The sequence below is a fragment of the Streptomyces sp. NPDC048560 genome, assembly GCF_040650955.1.
GTDB lineage: Bacteria > Actinomycetota > Actinomycetes > Streptomycetales > Streptomycetaceae > Streptomyces.
In genome coordinates this window covers 13,558-34,861 of record NZ_JBEZIJ010000013.1, presented here as the reverse complement: position 1 = coordinate 34,861, position 21,304 = coordinate 13,558, and the positions used below count along the sequence as shown (strand labels likewise).

Below are 21,304 nucleotides of genomic sequence, written 5' to 3'. Positions count from 1 at the left end.
GCGCCCGCACCTGCGGGAATGTCCTGGGCGGCACGGCGGAATACGCCGCGCCGCCCACGGCCAGTTAAGAGGATTTTGTCCATTTAGCACGTATTCTCACGTTATGCCCACGCCCTACGGATCACGCGGCGGCATGGCGTTCAGCGCGGACGAGCTGCGTGTGCTCCGACGCGTCCTCGCCATCGCCCTGTACCCCACGCCCTTGCCCGAAGAGGATGTCCAGGACTGCCTGCGGCTCGCGGAGGCCGTGGACGAGGCGGTCGGTGAGGCGGGCAGGCTGCGCGCCTTCCTCCTCGCCGACCTCGCCCGCTACCGCGAAGCCCTCCCCGGTTCCGTCTCCGGCTACCTCGAACTCCTCCAGGACGCCCTGGCCGCCGGATACGACCCCCGCCCCGACGATCTCGCGGCCCTGCGCGCCCTGCGCGGGAAACCCCTCGCGGCGGCCCTCCTGGACCGCTGCCAGGTGCTCGCCGAGCGCTCGGTGCGCGCCCGGCTCGCCGGGCGCGCCGTCTCCGCCACGGCCCCGGCCCCGCGCAGCCGCCTGACGGCGCTGCCGGGCGGGCTCGCCCTCGCGAAGGAACCCGACCGCCCGAAGGCCCCGCCGGCCCCGGCCCCGGCCCGCCCGCCCGCCCCTGCGGAGCGCCCCGCGCCGAAGCCGTCCGAGGTCTTCCCGCCCCGCCGCCGCCCCGTCACCCCGTCCGAGGAGCGCGCCGCGGGCTGACCGGTCCGCCGCGTCCTCCGCCGGGAGGGCGCGGCGTCCGGCCGCAGGGGGCTCGCTACTCTGGACGGCATGGACTACGTATCCGCGCTTCTGCCCCCCGTGGTGATGGCCGCATTCTTCATCGGTCTCGTCGTGACGATCGTCAAGAGTCAGGGCGGTCCCAACAAGACCAAGGAGGACGCGGCCGTGGACGCCGCGATCTCCCGCGCGGAGTCGGTCCAGCAGACCCCGCGGGCCGAAGGCGCCTGACTGCGCCCCACCCGGACCCGAGAAGGGCGTACGGCTCGTGAGTGACGAGCTGTACGCCCTTTTATTATGTAAATAACCGCTCATTCCAGACATCTAGCACTAAGGTGACGCTGTGCCTCGCCAATTGGGAGAGCTGGAAGACGCCGTGATGACACGGGTCTGGCAATGGAACCGGCCGGTTACCGTCCGGGAAGTTCTCGAGGACCTTCAGCGGGAACGGTCCATCGCGTACACGACCGTCATGACGGTAATGGACAATCTCCATCAGAAGGGCTGGGTGCGCAGGGAAGTCGACGGCCGCGCATATCGATATACGGCGGTCTCCACCCGTGCCGCGTACTCGGCCGCACTGATGAACGAAGCCTGGTCGCGCAGCGACAACCCCGCCGCCGCTCTGGTCGCCTTCTTCGGCATGATGTCGGCCGAACAGCGCGAGGCCCTGCAGGACGCCACGCGCATGGTTCTGCCCACCTTCCCCGAAGCCCCCGCGAGTCCGGCCGGTGAGACAACCCCGGCCGATGACACGGAGCCGGAGACCGGGCGATAGCGTCGGGGCATGTCGTCAGAGCTGCCGCAAACCCAGTCGGATACCGAGTTTCAAACCGACCCGTCGGTAAATAGGCCGGCCATCACCGTCCGCCGTGCCAGGACGACCGATGTGACGTCGGTCCGCGGGCTCCTTGACGGGTACGTCTCCGAAGGCATCCTGCTCGACAAAGCGACGGTGACTCTTTACGAGGACATCCAGGAGTTCTGGGTCGCTGAACGCGACGAGGACGCCCGTGTCATCGGCTGCGGCGCACTCCACGTGATGTGGGAAGACCTCGCCGAAGTGCGCACACTCGCCGTCGATCACAGCATCAAGGGCGCGGGAGTCGGGCATCAAGTGCTGGACAAGCTCTTGCAGACCGCGCGCTGGCTGGGGGTGCGGCGGGTTTTCTGTCTGACCTTCGAAGTGGACTTCTTCGCGAAGCACGGCTTCGTCGAGATCGGAGAGACGCCGGTCGACACAGATGTCTACAGTGAGCTGCTGCGTTCCTATGACGAGGGCGTCGCGGAGTTCCTGGGTCTCGAACGAGTGAAGCCGAACACCTTGGGCAACAGCCGGATGCTTCTGCACCTGTGATCGGCACAAGCCTTCGCTGCCCTATGTCCGAATCGCGCATGTTTCCCGCGTTCTTGCACTCCCGGACCTCTCCCAGGGGTTTGTGTTTTCCGGGGAAAAGCGGTTTCCTTTCCGCGTACTACATTTTCGATGAAAGGAAATCCAGTGGCACAGAAGGTTCAGGTCCTTCTTGTCGATGACCTCGACGGCGGCGAGGCGGACGAGACAGTGACGTTCGCACTTGACGGCAAGACGTACGAGATCGACCTCACCACGACCAACGCGGACAAGCTCCGTGGTCTTCTTGAGCCGTACACCAAGAGTGGCCGTCGTACCGGTGGCCGCGCCGCGACCGGTCGTGGCAAGGGCCGCGCCGTCACGGGTGGCAACAAGGACACCGCAGAGATCCGTAAGTGGGCTCGCGAGCACGGCCACAATGTGAATGACCGGGGCCGTGTTCCCGCAGAGATTCGTGAGGCTTACGAGAAGGCCAACGGCTGAGCTGTCGGCCTATAGGTCAGCAGCCCGGACCGGGCTCGCGTCAGTCGCGCCCGGTGGCATTCCGTCGCGGCCACGTCCACCAGCCGTGCGAGATCGGGAACATCCCCACCCCTGTTCCCGAAGCCGACGAGGGCCGGCAGCGTCGGTCCGACCTCCTGTCTCGGCTCGGGGGGCCGCAGCCAGAAGGCGGCCCCCGGCGAGCCGGCCGCACAGCCGGGCGGCGCCGGGGCGGTGATGCGCCCGCCGGTGCCCACGGCGGTCAGATCGAGGGCGATTCCGCCCCACTCCAGCCAGTCGAGCAGCCCCGGCAGCTCATCGGCGCTTCCCGCGGCTACCAGCAGTGCCATGCGCCGCCCGGCCAGCACCACCGGACCCGTGCGCCCCAGCCGTCTCAGCACGGCGTGACCGGCCTCGGCGGGCAGTTCCAGCACATCGAAGCGCAGCCCGGTCAGCAGACGCACCGGTGTGCCCTCCGCGGTGGCCCAGCCGAGTTCACGCTCGTACCGCAGTGCCCAGTCGTCGGTGCCGGGCGACGAGCGGGGAGTCGGAACGGTGAGGGCCATGCCCGATGAACCGCCGAACCGGCCCCATGGTTACGCGGAGTGGCTCACGGATTGCCCAGGGTGCCCGGTATGGGGGTGTGCGGACATATTCGGGGGCGCAAAGATGTTCGCCCGTAGCTGAGGGAACCGGGTCGCGCCGCATGGACTGTCAGTAGTTGCGGGTAAGACATCCCTAGTGGGAAGGGGCGACACGCAGGTCGATACGTCTCACGTTCGCCATCGGCGTACTGGCGAAAGGGGTATCTGCCTGGCCTGCGGGAACATCGTCTCGCACCATCGGGTTGGAGCAGTTGTCGGCGTTCCGGGCAGGAGGCCAAGAACGGGTGTCGGCAGTTGGAATGAGCGGTCCCCGCTTGCGGGACTAAGCTGCGGAAGGACAGGGAGGGGACCGACCCCTTACTGCCTGACCGCTCTGAGGAGCGATTAACGATGTTCGAGAGGTTCACCGACCGCGCGCGGCGGGTTGTCGTCCTGGCTCAGGAAGAAGCCCGGATGCTCAACCACAACTACATCGGCACCGAGCACATCCTCCTGGGCCTGATCCACGAGGGTGAGGGTGTCGCCGCTAAGGCCCTGGAGAGCCTCGGGATTTCGCTCGAGGCGGTCCGCCAGCAGGTGGAGGAGATCATCGGTCAGGGCCAGCAGGCCCCGTCCGGACACATCCCCTTCACTCCCCGAGCCAAGAAGGTCCTGGAGCTCTCGCTCCGCGAGGCCCTTCAGCTGGGCCACAACTACATCGGCACCGAGCACATCCTGCTCGGCCTGATCCGCGAGGGCGAGGGCGTCGCAGCCCAGGTCCTCGTGAAGCTGGGCGCCGACCTGAACCGGGTTCGGCAGCAGGTCATCCAGCTGCTCTCCGGGTACTCGGGAGGCAAGGAGGCGGCCACAGCAGGCGGCCCCGCCGAGGGCACGCCCTCGACGTCCCTGGTGCTCGACCAGTTCGGCCGGAACCTCACCCAGGCCGCTCGTGAATCCAAGCTCGACCCGGTCATCGGGCGCGAGAAGGAGATCGAGCGGGTCATGCAGGTGCTGTCCCGCCGTACCAAGAACAACCCGGTCCTCATCGGCGAGCCCGGCGTCGGCAAGACGGCGGTCGTCGAGGGCCTGGCACAGGCGATCGTCAAGGGCGAGGTGCCCGAGACCCTCAAGGACAAGCACCTCTACACGCTCGACCTCGGCGCCCTGGTCGCGGGTTCCCGCTACCGCGGTGACTTCGAGGAGCGCCTGAAGAAGGTCCTCAAGGAGATCCGCACCCGCGGCGACATCATCCTGTTCATCGACGAGCTCCACACCCTGGTGGGTGCGGGCGCCGCCGAGGGCGCGATCGACGCCGCGAGCATCCTCAAGCCCATGCTGGCGCGAGGCGAGCTCCAGACCATCGGTGCCACGACGCTCGACGAGTACCGCAAGCACCTGGAGAAGGACGCCGCTCTCGAGCGACGCTTCCAGCCCATCCAGGTCGCGGAGCCGTCGCTGCCGCACACCATCGAGATCCTCAAGGGTCTGCGCGACCGTTACGAGGCCCACCACCGGGTCTCCATCACGGACGAGGCGCTGGTCCAGGCCGCGACGCTGGCCGACCGGTACATCTCGGACCGCTTCCTGCCGGACAAGGCGATCGACCTGATCGACGAGGCCGGTTCCCGGATGCGCATCCGCCGGATGACCGCGCCGCCGGACCTCCGCGAGTTCGACGAGAAGATCGCGGGTGTCCGTCGCGACAAGGAGTCGGCGATCGACTCCCAGGACTTCGAGAAGGCGGCGTCTCTCCGCGACAAGGAGAAGCAGCTGCTGGCGGCGAAGACCAAGCGCGAGAAGGAATGGAAGGCCGGCGACATGGACGTCGTCGCCGAGGTCGACGGCGAGCTCATCGCCGAAGTCCTGGCCACGGCCACCGGCATCCCGGTCTTCAAGCTGACGGAGGAGGAGTCCTCCCGTCTGCTGCGCATGGAGGACGAGCTCCACAAGCGCGTCATCGGGCAGAAGGACGCCATCAAGGCCCTTTCGCAGGCGATCCGCCGTACGCGAGCCGGTCTGAAGGACCCGAAGCGCCCCGGTGGTTCGTTCATCTTCGCCGGTCCGTCCGGTGTCGGTAAGACCGAGCTCTCCAAGACGCTCGCCGAATTCCTCTTCGGCGACGAGGACGCACTGATCTCCCTCGATATGTCGGAGTTCAGCGAGAAGCACACGGTTTCCCGTCTCTTCGGTTCGCCCCCCGGCTACGTGGGCTACGAAGAGGGCGGACAGCTCACCGAGAAGGTGCGCCGCAAGCCGTTCTCCGTCGTCCTCTTCGACGAGGTCGAGAAGGCCCACCCCGATATCTTCAATTCCCTGCTCCAGATTCTGGAAGACGGTCGCCTGACCGACTCCCAGGGCCGGGTCGTGGACTTCAAGAACACGGTCATCATCATGACGACCAACCTCGGGACCCGGGACATCTCCAAGGGCTTCAACCTGGGCTTCGCCGCCCAGGGCGACGTCAAGACGAACTACGAGCGGATGAAGGTCAAGGTCAACGAAGAGCTCAAGCAGCACTTCAGGCCCGAATTCCTCAACCGTGTCGACGACACGGTCGTCTTCCACCAGCTGACCGAGGAGGACATCATCCAGATCGTCGACCTCATGGTCGACAAGGTGGATGAGCGCCTCAAGGACCGCGACATGGGCATCGAGCTCAGTGCCGAGGCCAAGGCCCTCCTGGCGAAGAAGGGCTACGACCCCGTGATGGGCGCCCGGCCGCTGCGCCGGACGATCCAGCGCGAGATCGAGGACATCCTCTCCGAGAAGATCCTCTTCGGTGAGCTGCGCCCCGGTCACATCGTGGTCGTCGGTACGGAAGGCGAGGGCGAGGAGAAGAAGTTCTCGTTCCGCGGCGAGGAGAAGTCGGCACTGCCCGACGTTCCTCCGATCGAGCAGGCGGCAGGCGGCGCCGGCCCGAACATGACGAAGGACGCGTAACCGCGTCGTAGTCAGCAGATACGAAGGGGCTGCCCCGGACCGTTCATCGGTTCCGGGGCAGCCCCTTTTTCGTACGGCTCCCAAGGATCGGAGCGTGACGGCGATGCCCTCGTCGCCGACGATCTCCGAATGCGCGCCGTTGACGGTGACCCGGCAGCCGGGCAGGGCCCGGAGGGGCCCAGGTTGAACGGGTGCGGTGGGTTCGGACCCAGACGTATGCGGAGCGAGGTCAGGGACGGAGACGTCCTGACGACCGCGTCGAGCACGCTGCCAGCCGGTGACGTGCGGGAGGGGTTCCTCGGCCAGGAGCTGGAGCAGGGCGGGCGCCGAGACTTCGAGACCGGTGAGACCGGGGCTGGTGCGCAGGGCCTCGGACAGTCCGGCGGTGGGGGACTCGTTGTGGAGGTCAGGCTCTTCCACGCGTCGAGGCCTCCCAGGCGGTCCGCGGACGTCGATGTCAGCCTCAGCCGCGGCGTGCGTCGCTGAGCGAGCCCAGCGCCTCGATCGCCCTGTCCGGCAGCTCCTCGGTGTCCAGCTCTGCCGCCGTGCCTGCGGGAGAATTCCGACTGGCCTTCGCGCACCAGCCGAACGGGGAGTGCGGGCGAGGTCGCGCAGGGCGGTGTTCCGGGTGAACCGGTGCGCCAGGTCCTGTTCCAGTTCGGTCGGATGCTCGTGGTCGTCCCAGTCCAGCCGGGCAGCTGTGCCACGCCCCCACAAAGGACCGGATGTCCTCCTTCCGTAATCGGCAGGAGCCGTAGCTCCTCGAAGTCCGGCGACGTCAGCCAGTCCGGCCCGTCCAGCCCTCCGCCGGGTCGTCGAACGGCAGCCGGGCAGCGGTAGGCAGCCCGGCGGGCCCCGGGAAGGTGCCGGCCAGGGCGCGCACGTGCGCAGAGGGACGACGAAGGGCGCCAGGCCGTTCATCAGGGCCTCCAGCCGCCGGGGGAGGGTGCGCGCCGCCGCGTGGGCGGCCGGCCACCAGATCAGGGTGGTCTTCCCGCCGCCCGCGTTGCCCCGCAGCGGAACCCGGGCGCGGCCGGGGAGGAGGGTGTCGATGCGCTGCGGCACCGACGGTGAGGGACGCCCCGCGCCGGCGTCGGGAGGCTGGGCCTCCAGGCTTCGCGGAGGGACTCGACGGCGTCGGCGGGCTCGATGCCCGCCGGGTCGTCGGTGCCGTCGCCGGTCATGGTTCCCCCGGGTGCTCGACCGCTTTCTTGTCAGTGCGGTGGGCCCACAGGCCGAAGGTCCCGAAACGGACAGCCTTTGGGCCCACCGGCGGTGACAAGGCGCACAGGCCCCTGGAGGCCTACTAGCCGCCTTAGGAGGAGCGGGCATGATCGCGGGAGGGACCTTCGGCCCCGGCGGCGGGGGGCCCTTCGGCGAAACGGGGTGATGTGCCCGGAAGGCCGCCCCGTGTCCGTTTAGGGCCGTTTCGAACTGGGCTTAAACCCGATCCGGAAATTAGTTTTCCGGGCGTCGCGAGGGTCTGCGCGAAGGACCGTCAGCGATGAATTCCCGGTGTCCTGACTACGGCTTTTCTTCGTAGATGGGGGGTTTGAACCGAAGCGGGGGCGCGGGTTACCAAGGTGGAGCACGTCCGGCAGAACGCCGGTTCCACTCACCACCGGAGGACTTCCCCGTATGTCGAAGCGCGTTACGTTCCAGCAGTCCGCCCGCCCGTCCCTGTCCCGAGTCCGTGGCACCGTGGTCGCCGCTTCCGTGGGTGCATCGATGGTGCTCGGTGCGGGCGCGGCGTTCGCGGCCTCCGGTACGGCGAACACCACCGGCACCCCGGTTCTCGCCGGCGCCGCCCACTCCGTCGCCCAGCAGGCGGAGGCGCAGAGCAAGGCCGCCACGTCCGCGAAGAAGGCGGCGGCCGAGAAGTCGGCCAAGGCGAAGGAGGCGGCGAAGAAGAAGGCCGCCGCCGCGAAGAAGAACGCCAAGAAGAAGGCCTCCTCCTGGGAGGCCCCCGTCGAGAAGTACACGCTGAGCGCCACCTACGGCACCGGCGGCGCCCGCTGGGCCGCCAAGCACTCCGGTCAGGACTTCGCCGTCCCGATCGGCACCAAGGTCGAGGCCGCGCACGCCGGCACGGTCGTCAAGGCCGGTCCGAACGGCGGCGGCGACGGCCCCGCGTACGGCAACGCCATCGTGATCAAGCACTCCAACGGCAAGTACTCGCAGTACGCGCACCTGTCGAAGATCAACGTCAACATCGGCCAGACCGTGAAGACGGGCCAGAAGATCGCGCTTTCCGGCAACACCGGAAACTCCAGCGGCCCGCACCTCCACTTCGAGATCCGGACCACCCCGAACTACGGTTCCGCGCTCAACCCGGTCTCGTTCCTTCGCTCCATGCACGTCACCCTCTGACGCGTACCTACGCGTGATGACCCGGGTCGTGTGCCCGGGTGACCAGTTCGAAGGCGACCTCGAGGACAGCCATGCGCTTCTCCTCCGGGTCGCCTTCGACGTCTCTGAGGGCGAACATGCCGGCGTGCATCGTCAGGAGCGCGCTGATGCAGCGCACCTGGTCGGTGAGTGACGCCTCGGGGTCCTTGATCAGGTCGATCAGTCCGATGACCCGGCCCTTGATGGTCTCGCCGATGCTCAGGTCGCGTACGGTCGCCTGGTTCTCCTGCATGAAGCGGAAGAGCGGGGCCGCACTCGCGAGCGCGGCGCTGTAGCGGACCAGGATCTCCTTCTTCGTCTCCAGGGTGCGGGGCTGCTCCTTGCCCCAGACCAGCAGCTCCTCGATGGGCCGGTTGAGGTCCTCGAAGATGCTGTTGAGGATGTCTTCCTTGGTCTTGAAGTGGTAGTACAGCGCGGCCTTGGTGACGTCGAGGTGCTCGGCGATCTCGCGGAGCGACGTCTTCTCGTACCCCTGGTCGGCGAAGAGCTCCAGAGCCACGTCCTGGATGCGCTGGCGCGTGTTGCCGCGCCTGGGCTGCGGCGTGCTGCCCGTGCTCATAATGCTCTCCCATTACTTACTTGACGACCGGCTAGTTACGGGTCTAGCTTTCCCAGTGTAGTGAGCTAGCCGGGCGGCAAGTAAGTCCCCTGGCGGGCGGGGACAGTGAACCGGGGAACAGGGGAGTGGGGACCATGGCGGACCTGAAGAAGGCGGCGGACAGCACGGCGCCGGTGAAACCGGAACCGCAGGCGCGCAGCGTGCGGGTGGTGATCCTGGCGCTGATGATCGCGATGCTGCTGGCCATGCTCGACAACCTGATCGTCGGTACGGCGATGCCGACCATCGTGGGCGACCTCGGCGGCATGGAGCACCTGTCGTGGGTGGTCACCTCCTACACCCTGGCCACGGCCGCCTCGACCCCCATCTGGGGCAAGCTCGGCGACATGTACGGCCGCAAGGGCATCTTCCTCGCTTCCATCGTGATCTTCCTGATCGGCTCGGTCCTGAGCGGCATGGCCCAGGACATGAACCAGCTGATCGGCTTCCGGGCGATCCAGGGTCTCGGCGCGGGCGGTCTGATGGTCGGCGTGATGGCGATCATCGGCGATCTGGTGCCGCCGCGTGAGCGCGGCAAGTACCAGGGCATGATGGCCGGCGTCATGGCGATCGCCATGATCGGCGGCCCGCTGGTCGGCGGCACCATCACCGACCACCTGGGCTGGCGCTGGAGCTTCTACATCAACCTGCCGCTCGGCGTGGTCGCGCTGGCCATGGTCACCGCCGTACTGCACCTGCCGAAGACGCAGCGCAGGAAGGCCCAGGTCGACTACCTGGGTGCCGCGCTGCTGACCGTGGGCATCACCGCGATCGTGCTGGTCACCACCTGGGGCGGTACCGAGTACGCCTGGAGCTCTGCCGTGATCATGGAGCTCATCGCCCTCGGCGTGGTCTCCCTCGTCGGCTTCGTCCTCGTCGAGACGAAGGCCGCCGAGCCGATCATTCCGCTGCACATCTTCCGCAATCTCAACTTCACGCTGATGTCGGTCATCGGCTTCATGGCCGGCTTCGTGATGTTCGGCGCCGTGCTCTTCCTGCCGCTCTTCCAGCAGTCGGTCCAGGGCGCCTCGGCTACCAACTCCGGCCTGCTGCTCCTGCCCATGCTGCTCGCGATGATGATCGTCTCGCTGATCGCCGGCCGGGTCACCACCAGCACCGGCAAGTACAAGATCTTCCCGATCGTCGGCAGCGCCCTGATGGTGACCGGACTGTTCCTGCTCGCGCAGATGGACACCGGTACGACGGAGCTCATCTCCGGCCTCTACATGGCGGTGCTCGGTGCCGGTATGGGCTTCCTGATGCAGATCACGATGCTCGTCGCACAGAACAGCGTGGAGCTCAAGGACATGGGCGTCGCCTCGTCCGCGACCACCCTCTTCCGCACGCTCGGCAGCTCCTTCGGTGTCGCGATCATGGGCGCCCTGTTCACCGGGAGGGTGCAGGACGAGATGGCGGCGCGCGGCGGCGCGGGCGCGACCGAGAAGTCCGCGCAACTGGACGCGGCGAGCCTGCAGAAGCTCCCGGTCCCCGTGCGCGAGGCGTACGAGTTCGCCGTGGCGTCCGGCACGCACATCGCCTTCCTGGTCGGCGGCTCGGTCGCCGTGATCGCACTGGTGGCGGCGTTCTTCGTCAAGGAGGTTCCGCTGCGGGGCGCGGCGTCTCCCGCCGCCCCCGCCGACGAGCCGTCCCCGACGGCCAAGGAGTCGCAGACCGTCTAAAGGGCTGTCCCGTAACCCCTGGCGGGCGCACGACGACAGCTACGGCACCTCGCCGCGTTGTCGGAACGCCCGAATACATCCAGTATGCGGACGTCCCTCCGCCTTGCGATGCACCGCATCTGACGCCGCGCGCTGATCCACCAGGAGTTACGGGACAGCCCTTAAGACACGCTCACCGGGTCCGCCCGATCCCCGTCGCGTCCTCGGCACCCGGACGGGCTCGGTTCTCCGAGCCCGTCCGCTGCTTCCTGAGCCCGCCCCGCTTCCGCGGCCCGTCGGGGCGGCGCTGCTCCGCCGGCTTCAGCACCGGGAAGCTGCCGGTGTCCGTCGGCGCGTGTTCGGGCAGCCACAGCACGGCGATCGCGCCGCCTGCGCCCTCGGCCTCGTCCTCCCGCGCCGTGTTGCGGAAGGTGAGCCGCGCTCCCAGCACCCGTGCCTGGCCCGCCGCGATCGTCAGTCCCAGCCCGTGCCCCTGCCCGGCCCGGTCGCTGCTCCCGGTACGGAAGCGGCTCGGCCCCTCCCGCAGCAGCTCCTCCGGGAACCCCGGCCCGTGGTCGCGCACCCGCACCACCCGGCCCTCGACCGTGACCTCCACCGGCGAGGCCCCGTGCTTGGCCGCGTTCCCCAGGAGGTTGCCCAGAATGCGTTCCAGGCGCCGCGGGTCCGTGGAGACCCACGACTCGTGGATCACCCGCACGGTCACGTCGGGGCCCAGGCGGGCGATGCGCCGGCTGACGAACTCGCCCAGCTGGAGTTCCTGAAGCTCCGCCCGCTCCGACGCGCTGTCCAGCCTGGCTACCTCCAGCACGTCCTCGACCAGCGTCCGCATCGCCTGTGCCCGGTCCCGTACCAGCTCGGTGGGGCGGCCCGGCGGCAGCAGCTCGGCGGCCGTGAGGAGCCCCGTCACCGGTGTCCGCAGCTCGTGGGCGATGTCGGCGGTGACGCGGCGCTCCGCCTCGATGCGTTCGTTCAGCGCGTCCGTGAGCGCGTCCACCGCTCCGGCCAGCTCATCGGTCTCGTCGCGGACGACTCCGCCGACGGCCTCTCTGACCCGTACCTCCGTATTGCCCTGCGCCACCTTGCCCGCCGCCGCGGCGGCCTTGCGCAGCCGCCGCGACAGCTGTCCGCCGATGAGCACACCCAGCGCGGAGCCGCCCAGCACGGCGCAGAGCGAGCCGATGATCAGCGCCCGGTCGAGGTCGCTCATGATCGTGGCGCTGCGGTCGGCGAAGCGGGTGTGCAGCGAGAGGATGTCGCCGTTGGCCAGCGGGACGGCCGCCCAGACGTCGGGCACGCCGTCCTCGTACTCGTCCACATGGGTGGCACGGCGGTTGCCGCGCACCTCCTCGCGCAGACTCCTGGGCATGGCGGGGTCGTTGAGCTTCGCACCGAACTTGGGCGTGCTGTTGTTCGCGCTCGTCGCCTCGTACAGCCGCTGGGCGAACAGGAGCTGCTTCAGCTGCACCTCGCGCGCGTTCTCGATCATCGAGACACGGGCCGCGTTGTGCACGACCAGGCTCAGCGACACCGCGACGAGCGCGCCCACGGCGGCGATCGCGATGCTGATCTTCCAGCGGACTCCGGTCCGCAGGGCCCACCCGTTCATGCTCTGAGCTTGTAACCGAAGCCGCGGACCGTCTCGATCCTGTCCTGCCCGATCTTGGTCCGCAGCCGCTGCACATGCACGTCCACGACCCGGGTGTCCCCGCCCCAGCCGTAATCCCATACCCGCTCCATCAGCTTGTCGCGCGAGAGCACGGTGCCGGGCGTGGAGGAGAACTCCAGCAGCAGCCGCATCTCGGTGGGAGTGAGGCCGACCTGCCGCCCCTCGCGGCGCACCTCCATGCCCTCGGTGTCGATCTCCAGGTCACCGAAGACCAGTACGCCGTCGCTCCCGTACGGCGAATCGCCGCCCGCGCCGCCCTGCTGCCCGCCCGTCCCGGCCGCGTGGCCGAAGCGCCGCAGCACGGCACGGATGCGGGCGACGAGCACCGCACCGTCGAACGGCTTGGTGACGTAGTCGTCCGCCCCGGCCTCCAGGCCGAGCACCACGTCGATCGAGTCGGCACGCGCCGAGAGCATGATCACGGGAACGGTCGACTCGTCCCGGATGCGGCGGCACAGGCTGACCCCGTCCAGGCCCGGCACCATCACGTCGAGAAGCGCGATGTCCGGGCGGTCGGCCCGGAACGCCTCCAGTCCGGAGAGGCCGTCCGGCATCGCGGTGACGGCGAATCCGTCCCGCTCCAACGCGAGCTGGGTGGCCTCGCGGATCACGTCGTCGTCCTCGACGAAGAGGACGTGGGTCTCGGCCATGCGACTGCTTTCCGTACGGTCGGTCTCGGTCAGTTCCTGGACGGCTCGACCTGCGTGGGGAGCTCGCCCTCCCCGCTGCTGACGGCCCGGTTGAAGTCGTTGTGCACCCGGTCGTGCTCGCTGAACCGGTCGTCCGCCCAGCGGTAGGTGATCACTTCCTCGCCCGAGGGGTACGCGACCGAGTCCGTCGATCCGTACACCTGCGTGGTCACCACCAGATCACCGCGGTCGATCGTGCCGTAGACCGCGGGCATCTCGGCCGCGAAGACGTTCTCGTACGAGCCGTCCTCGCGCGGCCGGTAGACATAGGTGCCGAGCCCCACCGAATCGCCGCAGCTCAGCACGTTGACCACGACATCGGCCGCCGGGCCGTCGGTCAGTGATCCGTACGAGGTGTCGACGGGGTAGTCGTCCCCCGAGCAGGGGCGGAGACCGCCCCTGACCTGCGGGCTCACCTTCGAGTCCCCCTTGAGGAGCGCCACGGCGTTCACCCGCCGGGTCGGCTGCGCGGTCGTCGAGGGCGAGGCGAGCGAAGGCGTGACCTGGGCGACCTGCTGCGAACCGGCCGGGCCCTCGTCGCGGGTGCCCGTACCGCCCGCCGAGCAGCTGACGCCGAACAGTCCGAAGGCGGCGAGCCCGGCCATCGCCGTGCTGCTCGCCGCCAGTCCGGCACGGACTCCGGTGCGCCGTCGTGCGGTGCGGTCCGTTGCCCGGCCCTCGTACGGTGCGCCGTCGTCCGTGCGGTCACCGCTGTCTGTCAGGCCGCGCACCGCTCCCGCCCCCGTTCGTCATGACGCCCGTCGTGCCGCGCCGGTGTGTGCGCACGCACCGGCCCTCCGGTCGTACGGCTCGCGGCCGCCTCGCGGCCGCGTGCCTCCTGGCTCGCCGCCTCGCGGCTCTCCAGCTCTTGGCGCAGTCGCGCCAGCGCCCGGTGCAGCGTGCTCTTCACCGTACCCGCCGACATTCCGAGAGCGGCGGCCGTCTCCTCCGTGCTCATCTGCTCCCAGTGTCGCAGCACGACGACGCTGCGCTGCTTGGGAGCCAGGACACCCAGGACGTCCATCAGCAGGGCGCGGTCGGCCCGCTGTTCCGAACCGTCCTCGACGCTGGCGTCGGGAAGCTGCTCGGTGGGGACCTCCTCCAGCTTGCGGGCCCGCCACCACTCCGTACGGGTGTTGATCATGACGCGGCGCAGATAGGCGTCGGCGAGGGACTTGTCGGCGATGCCGTCCCAACGGCCGTACGTACGCACCAGAGCGGTCTGCAGCAGGTCCTGCGCGTCCACGGGGTCGGGAACGAGGCGCCGCGCGCTGCGCAGCAGCGCGTCCTGCCGGGTGCGTACGTAGTCCTCGAATGCGAGCACCTCGCCCTGCGCCATTACAACCGCCTCCGTCCCCGTGGGTCCCCGTGTGCACTGCTGTCGGCGACGCTACGGAGGCGTTGTCACGAGGCTGTCCGGAGCAGCCATACGCGGACGCACGGCTGCCCATCGGTTGTGTAACAGCGGGGGCGGACCGGCTCAGGTCAGCGGCAGCCGGTACTGACCCTCGGGCAGCGGTTCCACCAGGCCGTCGGCGACCAGTCCGTCGAGCGCCCGCGCCCGCTGGACGGGTTCGTCCCACACCGCGTCGAGCGCGGACTGCCGGACCGGTGCCACCGCCTCGCGGAGGACGGCGAGCAGCCGGCCCCGCACCTGCCGGTCCGTACCGGCGTACGTCTGGCCCCGGCGCGGCGGTCCCTCGTGTGCGGGCTTACCGGCCAGCAGCCAGGCGCACTGCCCGGAGATGGGGCACTTCGAGCAGTCCTCGTTCCTGGCGGTGCACACCAGCGCGCCGAGCTCCATCGTCGCGGCGGCCCAGCGCGCGGCGCGCTCGTCCTCCTCGGGCAGCAGCGCCCGGGCGAGCTTGCGCTCGGCGGCGGTGGTCGCGTTCGGCGGGTACTGGATGCCGGTCGCGGCGCGGGCGAACACCCGGCGGACGTTCGTGTCGAGCACCGCGTGGCGCTGGCCGTACGCGAACGAGGCCACGGCCGCCGCCGTGTACTCGCCGATGCCCGGCAGTGCCAGCAGCTGGCTGTGCTCACTCGGCACGTCGCCGCCGTGCCGTTCCGTTATCGCCTGCGCGGCCCCGTGCAGGCGCAGGGCCCGGCGGGGGTAGCCGAGACGGCCCCAGGCGCGGACGGCCTCACCCGGCGCGTCGGCGGCCAGGTCGGCGGGGCGCGGCCAGCGGGCCAGCCACTGCTCGTATACGGGGAGAACGCGGCTCACCGGGGTCTGCTGCAGCATGAACTCGCTCACCATCACACCCCAGGCGCCCGCTTCGGGGCGGCGCCAGGGGAGATCGCGGGCGTGCTGCTCGAACCACCCGATGACGGGGGTGTGGAGGGATGCGGGGGGCGTGTGTGTCGAAGTCGTCGCAGTCATCGCACCCACGATCCTGGCACGGAAGCGAGGGCGATGGTCACGGGCGCAGGGGTGTCGCCCTTCCGAGGCGCCCATGGGGTGACGACGCCACCCGTTCTGTCCCCTGTGCCCGTGTCGTGGACCTGTTCGCGGGTATTCCATGATGATGATCGGCAAAACTTCGCGATCAGAGCGGCGGGTGGGGCCGGAGTCGGGCCGGATCTCTCGTAGAGTTTGCGCCGTGGGATCTATGCGCAATCCGGTCGGGCCGCTTCCCTCCTCCATCTACTGGCGACGGAGGGCAGTCGCGGCATCCCTGATCGCGCTGTTCGCCCTGCTGATCGCATGGGCCGTCACCTCCGGCGGCGGCGAGGGGAACAAGGGCGACGCGAAGGCCGGCGGCCCTGATCCCGCACCCTCGATCACGCCGGGACCCTCGGGCTCGGGGCCGGCGATCAGTCAGCAGCCGGGCGGACGCGACGAGTCCGGCTCCGGCGGGGACGCGGGTTCGGACGGCAGCAACGGCGACACGGGGCCGGGCGCCGGCGGTTCGGACGGCGGGGGCGGCGCTTCGGCCGACGCGTCCGCTTCCGCTGCGGGCGGTGCTTCGGACGGCACTTCGGGCGGTGCTTCGGGCGCCGAGCAGGTACCTGCCGGTTCCCCGCTCCCCGACTGCACGTCAGGATCGTTGCGGCTGAGCCTGAAGACGGCGGTCAGTTACGGCCCCGACGACAAGCCGGTGTTCCAGCTGATCGCCAAGAACACCTCGGCCTCCGCCTGCAAGGCGGACCTCGGCCCGAAGAACACGGTGCTCACCATCACGGAGGCCGGCGGCGAGGACGACCGGATCTGGTCCTCCGAGGACTGCCCGGCCGCGTCCGGTCACCTCTACCTGAAGGTCCCCGCGGGTGCGACGGTCGTCCACACGGTGGAGTGGGACCGCAGGAAGAGCAGCCCCGGGTGCGCGTCCTCCGCCCCGACGAAGGAGGCGGGCCCCGGCACGTACCTCCTGGAGGCCAAGTCCCCGGGCGAGCCCCTGCAACGAGCGTCCTTCGTCCTTCCGAAGGACTAGGGCCTGCCGTTCGGATGCTGCCGGGTCGCGGGGCCCGGCCCGGTCCGAGCGAAAGGCGCTCCCGGGTCCCGTCCGGCGTGCGAGGGCCGCCGCTGACGCGGCGGCACCCGCCCCACCCCGCGCAGCCGTATCAGACGTACCGCTCGAGAATCGAAGACTCCGCCAGCCGCGAAAGCCCCTCGCGCACGCTCCGCGCGCGGGCCTCGCCGACTCCGTCGACCGTCTGCAGGTCGTCCACGCTCGCGGCAAGCAGCTTCTGCAGACCACCGAAGTGCTCCACCAGCCGCTCGATGATCGCCCCCGGCAGCCGCGGCACCTTGGCCAGCAGCCGGAAGCCACGCGGCGACACCGCCGAGTCCAGCGTCTCCGGCGAACCGCTGTACCCCAACGCCCGTGCGACGACCGGAAGTTCCAGCAGTTCCGGGTGGGAGAGCGCGTCCAGCTCGGTCAGCGCCTCGGCGACCGTACGGGATCGTTTCGCCGTCGGCTCCGGCACGTAGTCGCGCACGACCAGCTCCCGCTCCGGCTCCACGCCCGCGATCAGCTCGTCCAGCTGAAGCGACAGCAGCCGGCCGTCGGTGCCCAGCTCCACCACGTACTCCGCGATCTCCGTCGCGATCCGGCGGACCATCTCCAGGCGCTGCGCGACGGCCGTCACGTCCCGGACGGTCACCAGGTCCTCGATCTCCAGCGCGGAGAGCGTGCCGGCGACCTCGTCCAGCCGGAGCTTGTAGCGCTCCAGCGTGGCGAGCGCCTGGTTGGCACGCGACAGGATCGTGGAGGACTCCTCCAGGACCCGGCGCTCGCCGTCCACGTACAGCGCGATCAGGCGCATCGACTGGGAGACCGATACGACCGGGAAGCCGCAGGCCTTCGACACCCGGTCCGCGGTGCGGTGCCGGGTGCCGGTCTCCTCCGTGGGGATCGACGCGTCCGGGACCAGCTGCACGCCGGCCCGCAGGATCTTCGTCATGTCCTTGTCGAGGATGAGAGCGCCGTCGAGCTTGCACAGCTCACGCAGGCGCGTCGCGGTGAACTCCACGTCCAGCACGAATCCGCCGGTGCACATCGATTCGACGGTCTTGTCCATGCCGAGCACGATCAGCCCGCCGGTGTTGCCCCGGAGAATGCGCTCCAGGCCGTCCCGCAGGGCCATTCCGGGCGCGACCGCGCTCAACGAGGCGCGCATGAGCGCCTCGTTACCGGTGCCTTGGCCGGACTTTCCGGGCGATGCCGCCCGGTCGTTGGCTGCCACTGCACTCCTCCGGTCACAGGTTTGCGATGCCCTTGCGTCCCTCATACCGTTCGTACGGGCGGGCGAGACCAGGGCAAAGTCTACCGGCGCACATTGTCCTCCTGTGGTCCCTCCGGACGAGACCGTCGCGGGAGCACTCTGAGGGCATCGCCCATGTCGGCGACTTCCGTGACCTTCATACCGGAAGGCACCTTCCCCGGGTCGCTCGGCACGAGTGCGTGCGTGAACCCGAGGCGGTACGCCTCGGCCAGCCTGCGCTGCACCCCCGTCACCCGCCTGACCTCGCCCGCAAGCCCCACTTCGCCGATCGCGACCAGGTTCTTGGGGAGCGGGGTGTCGCTCGCCGCACTGGCCAGCGCGAGGGCGATCGCCAGGTCCGCGGCCGGCTCGGTGAGCTTCACACCACCGACCGTCGCGCTGTAGATGTCCCGCTTCCCGAGGGCGCTGATCCGCCCCCGCTGCTCCAGGACCGCCAGCATCATCGACACCCGGGACGTCTCCAGGCCGGAGGTGGTGCGCCGGGGCGAGGGGATCTGCGAGTCGACCGTCAGTGCCTGCACCTCGGCGACGAGCGGCCGCTTGCCCTCCAGCGTGACCGTCAGGCAGGTCCCCGGAACCGGCGCGTCGCGCCGGGTGAGGAAGAGGCCCGAGGGGTCGGCGAGCCCGGTGATCCCCTCGTCGTGGAGCTCGAAGCAGCCGACCTCGTCCGTCGCCCCGTAGCGGTTCTTGACACCCCGGACGAGCCGGAGGCGGGCGTGGCGGTCCCCCTCGAAGGACAGCACCACGTCGACGAGGTGCTCCAGGAGCCGTGGCCCGGCGATGGCGCCGTCCTTGGTGACATGGCCGACCAGCAGCGTCGCCATGCCGCGCTCCTTGGAGGCCCGGATGAGTGCCCCGGCCACCTCGCGGACCTGCGCCATTCCGCCGGGCGCGCCCTCGATCTCGGGCGAGGCCACGGTCTGGACGGAGTCGAGGACGAGCAGGGACGGCTTGACCGCGTCCAGATGCCCGAGCACAGCCGACAGGTCGGTCTCCGCCGCGAGGTAGAGATGGTCGTTGATGGCCTTGATCCGGTCGGCGCGCATGCGCACCTGGCTCGCGGACTCCTCGGCGGTGACGTAGAGCGTGCGGTGGTCCTCGCTCGCCGCCTTGGCCGCCACGTCCAGCAGGAGCGTCGACTTCCCGACGCCCGGCTCCCCCGCGAGCAGCACGACGGCGCCCGGCACGAGCCCCCCGCCCAGGACGCGGTCGAGCTCGCCGACGCCGGTCGAGCGGGCGGTTGCCTGCCGGCTGTCGACCTGGCCGATGGGAACGGCGGCGGTGGAGACCCGTCCCGCGGCCGTCGTACGCACGGCGGGGGCACCGCCGAATTCCTCGACCGTCCCCCATGCCTGGCATTCGGGGCAGCGGCCGAGCCACTTGGCGGTCGTCCAGCCGCACTCGGTGCAGCGGTAGGACGGCCGGTCCTTCGCGGATTTCGTACGGGCAGCCATGGCGCCACCGTATAGGTGAGGTCCGACAGTCCCGACCGGCGCAGGGGCGCGCGCGGGGGCTTCCGCCAAAATCCGGAATCGCTGTCCTCTTTTGAGGGATACGTTCACCCGTAAGGATTAAATGTGCTCAAGAGGTGCTATAGGTGTGCCTCCGCCTGCCTACGGTCGCAAGGTGACGAGCACCAGGCTGGAGACCCCCGTACACACCACCGGCGCACACCGGGCGCACCGCCGCGCTCCCCACTCGTCGGCTCAGCGACCGCCCGCACGTTACGAGCCCTATCTCGACGGCCTCTTCACCTACTGCCTCTCCGTGCTGTGTGATCACGAGGCCGCGACGGAGGCGCTGGGCGCGGTCCTCGCCATCGCCGAACGGCAGGAGAGCCGGTGCCCGGCCGGCGAGGAGGAACGTAAATCCTGGCTGTACGCCCTGGCCCGCTGGACGTGCCTGCGCAAGCTCACCGAGCAGAAGCGCGGCCGTCAGGCACACCGCCGGCCGGCCAAAGGGGGAGCGCGTACCCCCCGCCGTACGCCGAGGAGCGCACCGGAATCCCCCTCACCCGCACCCTCGGGCCCCGAGGAAGCGGCCGTTCCCGCGCCCTCCGAGTCCCCCGCAGCCGAGGCACGCCGCCGCGAGCTCGCCCAGCTGGCCTGGCCCGAGGCGGCAGGCACCACCCCGGAGCAGCGCGAAGCACTGGAGCTGGCGGTACGCCACCAGCTGACCCCGCGCGCCGTGGCCGCCGTCCTCGGCCTCGAAGCGGTCGTGGCCCGGGAGCTCCTGGCCGCCGCGGCCTGCGAGGTGGAGCGGACCCGCGCCGCCCTCGCGGTCGTCGAGACCGGCAACTGTCCCACCGTCGCCCGGCTCACCGGCGACCACCAGGTGCTGCTCTCCGCCGCCCTGCGCCGCGAACTCGTCCGGCACGTCGACGACTGCCCGCGCTGCCGCCGAGCCGCCGAACGGGCCGGTGCCGCCGGCCCCTGGCCCGGCGCCGCCGTCAGCCGGACCGCCGCGCTCCCCGTCGTCGGGGCGCCGCTCCCCTCCGTCCAGGTCGCCATGGTCCACGCCCAGCGGTCCAGGTCGGGCGGCCCGCGCTTCGACCGGGCGGGCTTTCCGCTGGACCCCAAGGACCACGCCGCCCGCCGGGACCGGCTGCGCGCCCGGGTCCTGACGACGACCGTGGTCGCGACCGTCGTCGCCGCACCCGTGATCGCCCTGTGGGCCGCCTACCGCGGGGCGCCGCAGACCGGGGAAGGCCACGCCGGTTCCACGGTCGCAGCGACGGAGAGGGACGCCGCGGGCGCCATGGAAGGCGAGGCGTACGACCACTACGAGAACGCCGGCAACGCCCGCCCCGACAAGAACGGCCGCTTCACGCCCGGCGCCCGGACCCCGGACGTCTCGGCCGAGGTGATCAGCGCCGGCGGCCGGCACGGCCCCGGCAGCCTGGCCGTCAAGGCCCGTACGTCAGGCGACCTGACGACGATCACCCTCACCGCCTCCGGCAGCGAACCGGTCTCCTGGACGGCCTGGGTCGACGCGCCCTGGCTCCGCCTGAGCAGCACGTCCGGCACGATCGCCCCCGGCCGGAGCGTCACGCTCAGGGTCACCGTGAACCACGCGGCCGAGCCGGACGGACCGTGGCGTGCACGGGTCGGCCTCGACCCCGAGGGATCCGTGGTCGTGATCGACGGGTACGGGGCCACGGCGCCGCCGTCGTGGGACCCGACGGAACCGACGAAGCCCGTACCGACGGAACCCGCGAAGCCCACCCCGTCCGAGCCGGCGGAACCGACGCCGACGCCCACACCCACGGACCCGACGCCGTCACCGGACCCGACGACGCCGACCCCCACGGAGCCGACGCCGACCCCCACCGAGCCGACCGACCCGCCGTCGTCACCCGGCCCGAGCGACACGGCCGCGCCCACGGACCCCGGGACGAGCCCGGCGACCGCGGATCCGGCCGGCTGACGGAGAGCCCGG

At 70.2% G+C, this 21,304-nt stretch carries 19 protein-coding genes; 10 read left to right on the top strand and 9 right to left on the bottom strand.

Annotated elements, in window-relative coordinates; genetic code table 11:
- The first annotated feature begins 133 nt into the window (after window positions 1–133).
- The 5 genes from AB0C82_RS30190 (at window position 134) to AB0C82_RS30170 (ending at window position 2,576) form a co-directional block, all read left to right on the top strand.
- On the top strand, window positions 134–721 hold the full coding sequence (locus AB0C82_RS30190; RefSeq protein WP_362848571.1) for a hypothetical protein: 588 nt from the start codon (window positions 134–136) through the stop codon (window positions 719–721).
- 69 nt (window positions 722–790) lie between these two features.
- Window positions 791–970, top strand: coding sequence for a hypothetical protein (locus AB0C82_RS30185; protein WP_362848058.1), 180 nt, complete (start codon window positions 791–793; stop codon window positions 968–970).
- Window positions 971–1,082: 112 nt separating this feature from the next.
- Complete coding sequence (locus AB0C82_RS30180) at window positions 1,083–1,517, top strand: BlaI/MecI/CopY family transcriptional regulator (RefSeq protein ID WP_362848056.1); 435 nt, start codon at window positions 1,083–1,085, stop codon at window positions 1,515–1,517.
- A 9-nt stretch (window positions 1,518–1,526) separates the two neighbouring features.
- On the top strand, window positions 1,527–2,096 hold the full coding sequence (locus AB0C82_RS30175; RefSeq protein ID WP_362848053.1) for an amino-acid N-acetyltransferase: 570 nt from the start codon (window positions 1,527–1,529) through the stop codon (window positions 2,094–2,096).
- A gap of 144 nt (window positions 2,097–2,240) precedes the next feature.
- The gene (locus AB0C82_RS30170) at window positions 2,241–2,576 is read left to right on the top strand and encodes an Lsr2 family protein (protein WP_362848051.1); all 336 of its coding nucleotides are present in this window, start codon (window positions 2,241–2,243) and stop codon (window positions 2,574–2,576) included.
- On the opposite strand, the gene AB0C82_RS30165 is transcribed toward AB0C82_RS30170, so the two are convergent.
- Window positions 2,555–3,139, bottom strand: coding sequence for an SCO3374 family protein (locus AB0C82_RS30165; protein WP_362848049.1), 585 nt, complete (start codon window positions 3,137–3,139; stop codon window positions 2,555–2,557). The genes AB0C82_RS30170 and AB0C82_RS30165 overlap by 22 nt on opposite strands.
- 429 nt (window positions 3,140–3,568) lie before the next feature.
- Here AB0C82_RS30165 and AB0C82_RS30160 point away from each other — a divergent pair, with 429 nt between their 5' ends.
- Both AB0C82_RS30160 and AB0C82_RS30155 read left to right on the top strand, forming a co-directional pair.
- Window positions 3,569–6,097, top strand: coding sequence for an ATP-dependent Clp protease ATP-binding subunit (locus AB0C82_RS30160; RefSeq protein WP_362848046.1), 2,529 nt, complete (start codon window positions 3,569–3,571; stop codon window positions 6,095–6,097).
- Window positions 6,098–7,735: 1,638 nt separating this feature from the next.
- Window positions 7,736–8,467 carry a M23 family metallopeptidase gene (locus AB0C82_RS30155; protein WP_362848043.1) on the top strand — a complete coding sequence of 244 codons (732 nt, stop codon included), beginning with the start codon at window positions 7,736–7,738 and terminating at the stop codon, window positions 8,465–8,467.
- A 7-nt stretch (window positions 8,468–8,474) separates the two neighbouring features.
- Here AB0C82_RS30155 and AB0C82_RS30150 read toward each other — a convergent pair whose 3' ends face one another.
- On the bottom strand, window positions 8,475–9,065 hold the full coding sequence (locus AB0C82_RS30150) for a helix-turn-helix domain-containing protein (RefSeq protein ID WP_362848040.1): 591 nt from the start codon (window positions 9,063–9,065) through the stop codon (window positions 8,475–8,477).
- A gap of 134 nt (window positions 9,066–9,199) precedes the next feature.
- Here AB0C82_RS30150 and AB0C82_RS30145 point away from each other — a divergent pair, with 134 nt between their 5' ends.
- Window positions 9,200–10,783, top strand: coding sequence for an MDR family MFS transporter (locus AB0C82_RS30145; protein WP_362848037.1), 1,584 nt, complete (start codon window positions 9,200–9,202; stop codon window positions 10,781–10,783).
- Window positions 10,784–10,955: 172 nt separating this feature from the next.
- Here the strand turns inward: AB0C82_RS30145 and cseC are convergent, their stop codons facing one another.
- The 5 genes from cseC to AB0C82_RS30120 form a co-directional block, all read right to left on the bottom strand.
- Entirely contained in the window at window positions 10,956–12,389 is a 1,434-nt protein-coding gene (gene cseC / locus AB0C82_RS30140) for a two-component system sensor histidine kinase CseC (RefSeq protein WP_362848034.1), read from the bottom strand.
- Window positions 12,386–13,099: a two-component system response regulator CseB gene (gene cseB, locus AB0C82_RS30135; RefSeq protein WP_362848031.1), complete on the bottom strand. Its 714-nt coding sequence runs from the start codon at window positions 13,097–13,099 to the stop codon at window positions 12,386–12,388. The genes cseC and cseB overlap by 4 nt, the downstream gene beginning before the upstream one ends.
- 29 nt (window positions 13,100–13,128) lie before the next feature.
- Window positions 13,129–13,869 carry a hypothetical protein gene (locus AB0C82_RS30130; protein ID WP_362848029.1) on the bottom strand — a complete coding sequence of 247 codons (741 nt, stop codon included), beginning with the start codon at window positions 13,867–13,869 and terminating at the stop codon, window positions 13,129–13,131.
- Window positions 13,857–14,477, bottom strand: coding sequence for a SigE family RNA polymerase sigma factor (locus AB0C82_RS30125; RefSeq protein ID WP_362848026.1), 621 nt, complete (start codon window positions 14,475–14,477; stop codon window positions 13,857–13,859). Before AB0C82_RS30125 ends, AB0C82_RS30130 begins: the two co-directional genes overlap by 13 nt.
- Before the next feature lie 141 nt (window positions 14,478–14,618).
- Window positions 14,619–15,521 (bottom strand): A/G-specific adenine glycosylase, encoded by a 903-nt coding sequence (locus tag AB0C82_RS30120; RefSeq protein WP_362848024.1) that lies wholly within the window; start codon window positions 15,519–15,521, stop codon window positions 14,619–14,621.
- A 229-nt stretch (window positions 15,522–15,750) separates the two neighbouring features.
- On the opposite strand from AB0C82_RS30120, the gene AB0C82_RS30115 reads away from it, so the two are divergent.
- Window positions 15,751–16,572 carry a hypothetical protein gene (locus AB0C82_RS30115; protein WP_362848569.1) on the top strand — a complete coding sequence of 274 codons (822 nt, stop codon included), beginning with the start codon at window positions 15,751–15,753 and terminating at the stop codon, window positions 16,570–16,572.
- A 130-nt stretch (window positions 16,573–16,702) separates the two neighbouring features.
- Here the strand turns inward: AB0C82_RS30115 and disA are convergent, their stop codons facing one another.
- A complete protein-coding gene (disA, locus tag AB0C82_RS30110) occupies window positions 16,703–17,827 on the bottom strand; it encodes a DNA integrity scanning diadenylate cyclase DisA (protein WP_185300133.1) in 1,125 nt (374 codons plus the stop codon).
- A gap of 80 nt (window positions 17,828–17,907) precedes the next feature.
- Window positions 17,908–19,320, bottom strand: a complete 1,413-nt coding sequence (radA, locus tag AB0C82_RS30105) for a DNA repair protein RadA (RefSeq protein ID WP_362848021.1) — start codon at window positions 19,318–19,320, stop codon at window positions 17,908–17,910.
- A gap of 121 nt (window positions 19,321–19,441) precedes the next feature.
- Between radA and AB0C82_RS30100 the strand changes: the two genes are divergently transcribed.
- Window positions 19,442–21,292 carry a hypothetical protein gene (locus tag AB0C82_RS30100; RefSeq protein WP_362848018.1) on the top strand — a complete coding sequence of 617 codons (1,851 nt, stop codon included), beginning with the start codon at window positions 19,442–19,444 and terminating at the stop codon, window positions 21,290–21,292.
- Window positions 21,293–21,304 lie beyond the last annotated feature (12 nt).

What these genes read in the sequence shown, in the direction of transcription:
- AB0C82_RS30120 (WP_362848024.1), bottom strand. Translation starts at nt 15,521, where the DNA reads ATGACTGCGACGACTTCGACACACACGCCCCCCGCATCCCTCCACACC.
- AB0C82_RS30160 (WP_362848046.1), top strand. Translation starts at nt 3,569, where the DNA reads ATGTTCGAGAGGTTCACCGACCGCGCGCGGCGGGTTGTCGTCCTGGCT.
- AB0C82_RS30125 (WP_362848026.1), bottom strand. Translation starts at nt 14,477, where the DNA reads ATGGCGCAGGGCGAGGTGCTCGCATTCGAGGACTACGTACGCACCCGG.
- AB0C82_RS30115 (WP_362848569.1), top strand. Translation starts at nt 15,751, where the DNA reads ATGCGCAATCCGGTCGGGCCGCTTCCCTCCTCCATCTACTGGCGACGG.
- AB0C82_RS30150 (WP_362848040.1), bottom strand. Translation starts at nt 9,065, where the DNA reads ATGAGCACGGGCAGCACGCCGCAGCCCAGGCGCGGCAACACGCGCCAG.
- AB0C82_RS30185 (WP_362848058.1), top strand. Translation starts at nt 791, where the DNA reads ATGGACTACGTATCCGCGCTTCTGCCCCCCGTGGTGATGGCCGCATTC.
- AB0C82_RS30190 (WP_362848571.1), top strand. Translation starts at nt 134, where the DNA reads ATGGCGTTCAGCGCGGACGAGCTGCGTGTGCTCCGACGCGTCCTCGCC.
- AB0C82_RS30145 (WP_362848037.1), top strand. Translation starts at nt 9,200, where the DNA reads ATGGCGGACCTGAAGAAGGCGGCGGACAGCACGGCGCCGGTGAAACCG.
- AB0C82_RS30100 (WP_362848018.1), top strand. Translation starts at nt 19,442, where the DNA reads ATGTGCTCAAGAGGTGCTATAGGTGTGCCTCCGCCTGCCTACGGTCGC.
- AB0C82_RS30155 (WP_362848043.1), top strand. Translation starts at nt 7,736, where the DNA reads ATGTCGAAGCGCGTTACGTTCCAGCAGTCCGCCCGCCCGTCCCTGTCC.
- cseB (WP_362848031.1), bottom strand. Translation starts at nt 13,099, where the DNA reads ATGGCCGAGACCCACGTCCTCTTCGTCGAGGACGACGACGTGATCCGC.
- radA (WP_362848021.1), bottom strand. Translation starts at nt 19,320, where the DNA reads ATGGCTGCCCGTACGAAATCCGCGAAGGACCGGCCGTCCTACCGCTGC.
- AB0C82_RS30165 (WP_362848049.1), bottom strand. Translation starts at nt 3,139, where the DNA reads ATGGCCCTCACCGTTCCGACTCCCCGCTCGTCGCCCGGCACCGACGAC.
- AB0C82_RS30175 (WP_362848053.1), top strand. Translation starts at nt 1,527, where the DNA reads ATGTCGTCAGAGCTGCCGCAAACCCAGTCGGATACCGAGTTTCAAACC.
- cseC (WP_362848034.1), bottom strand. Translation starts at nt 12,389, where the DNA reads ATGAACGGGTGGGCCCTGCGGACCGGAGTCCGCTGGAAGATCAGCATC.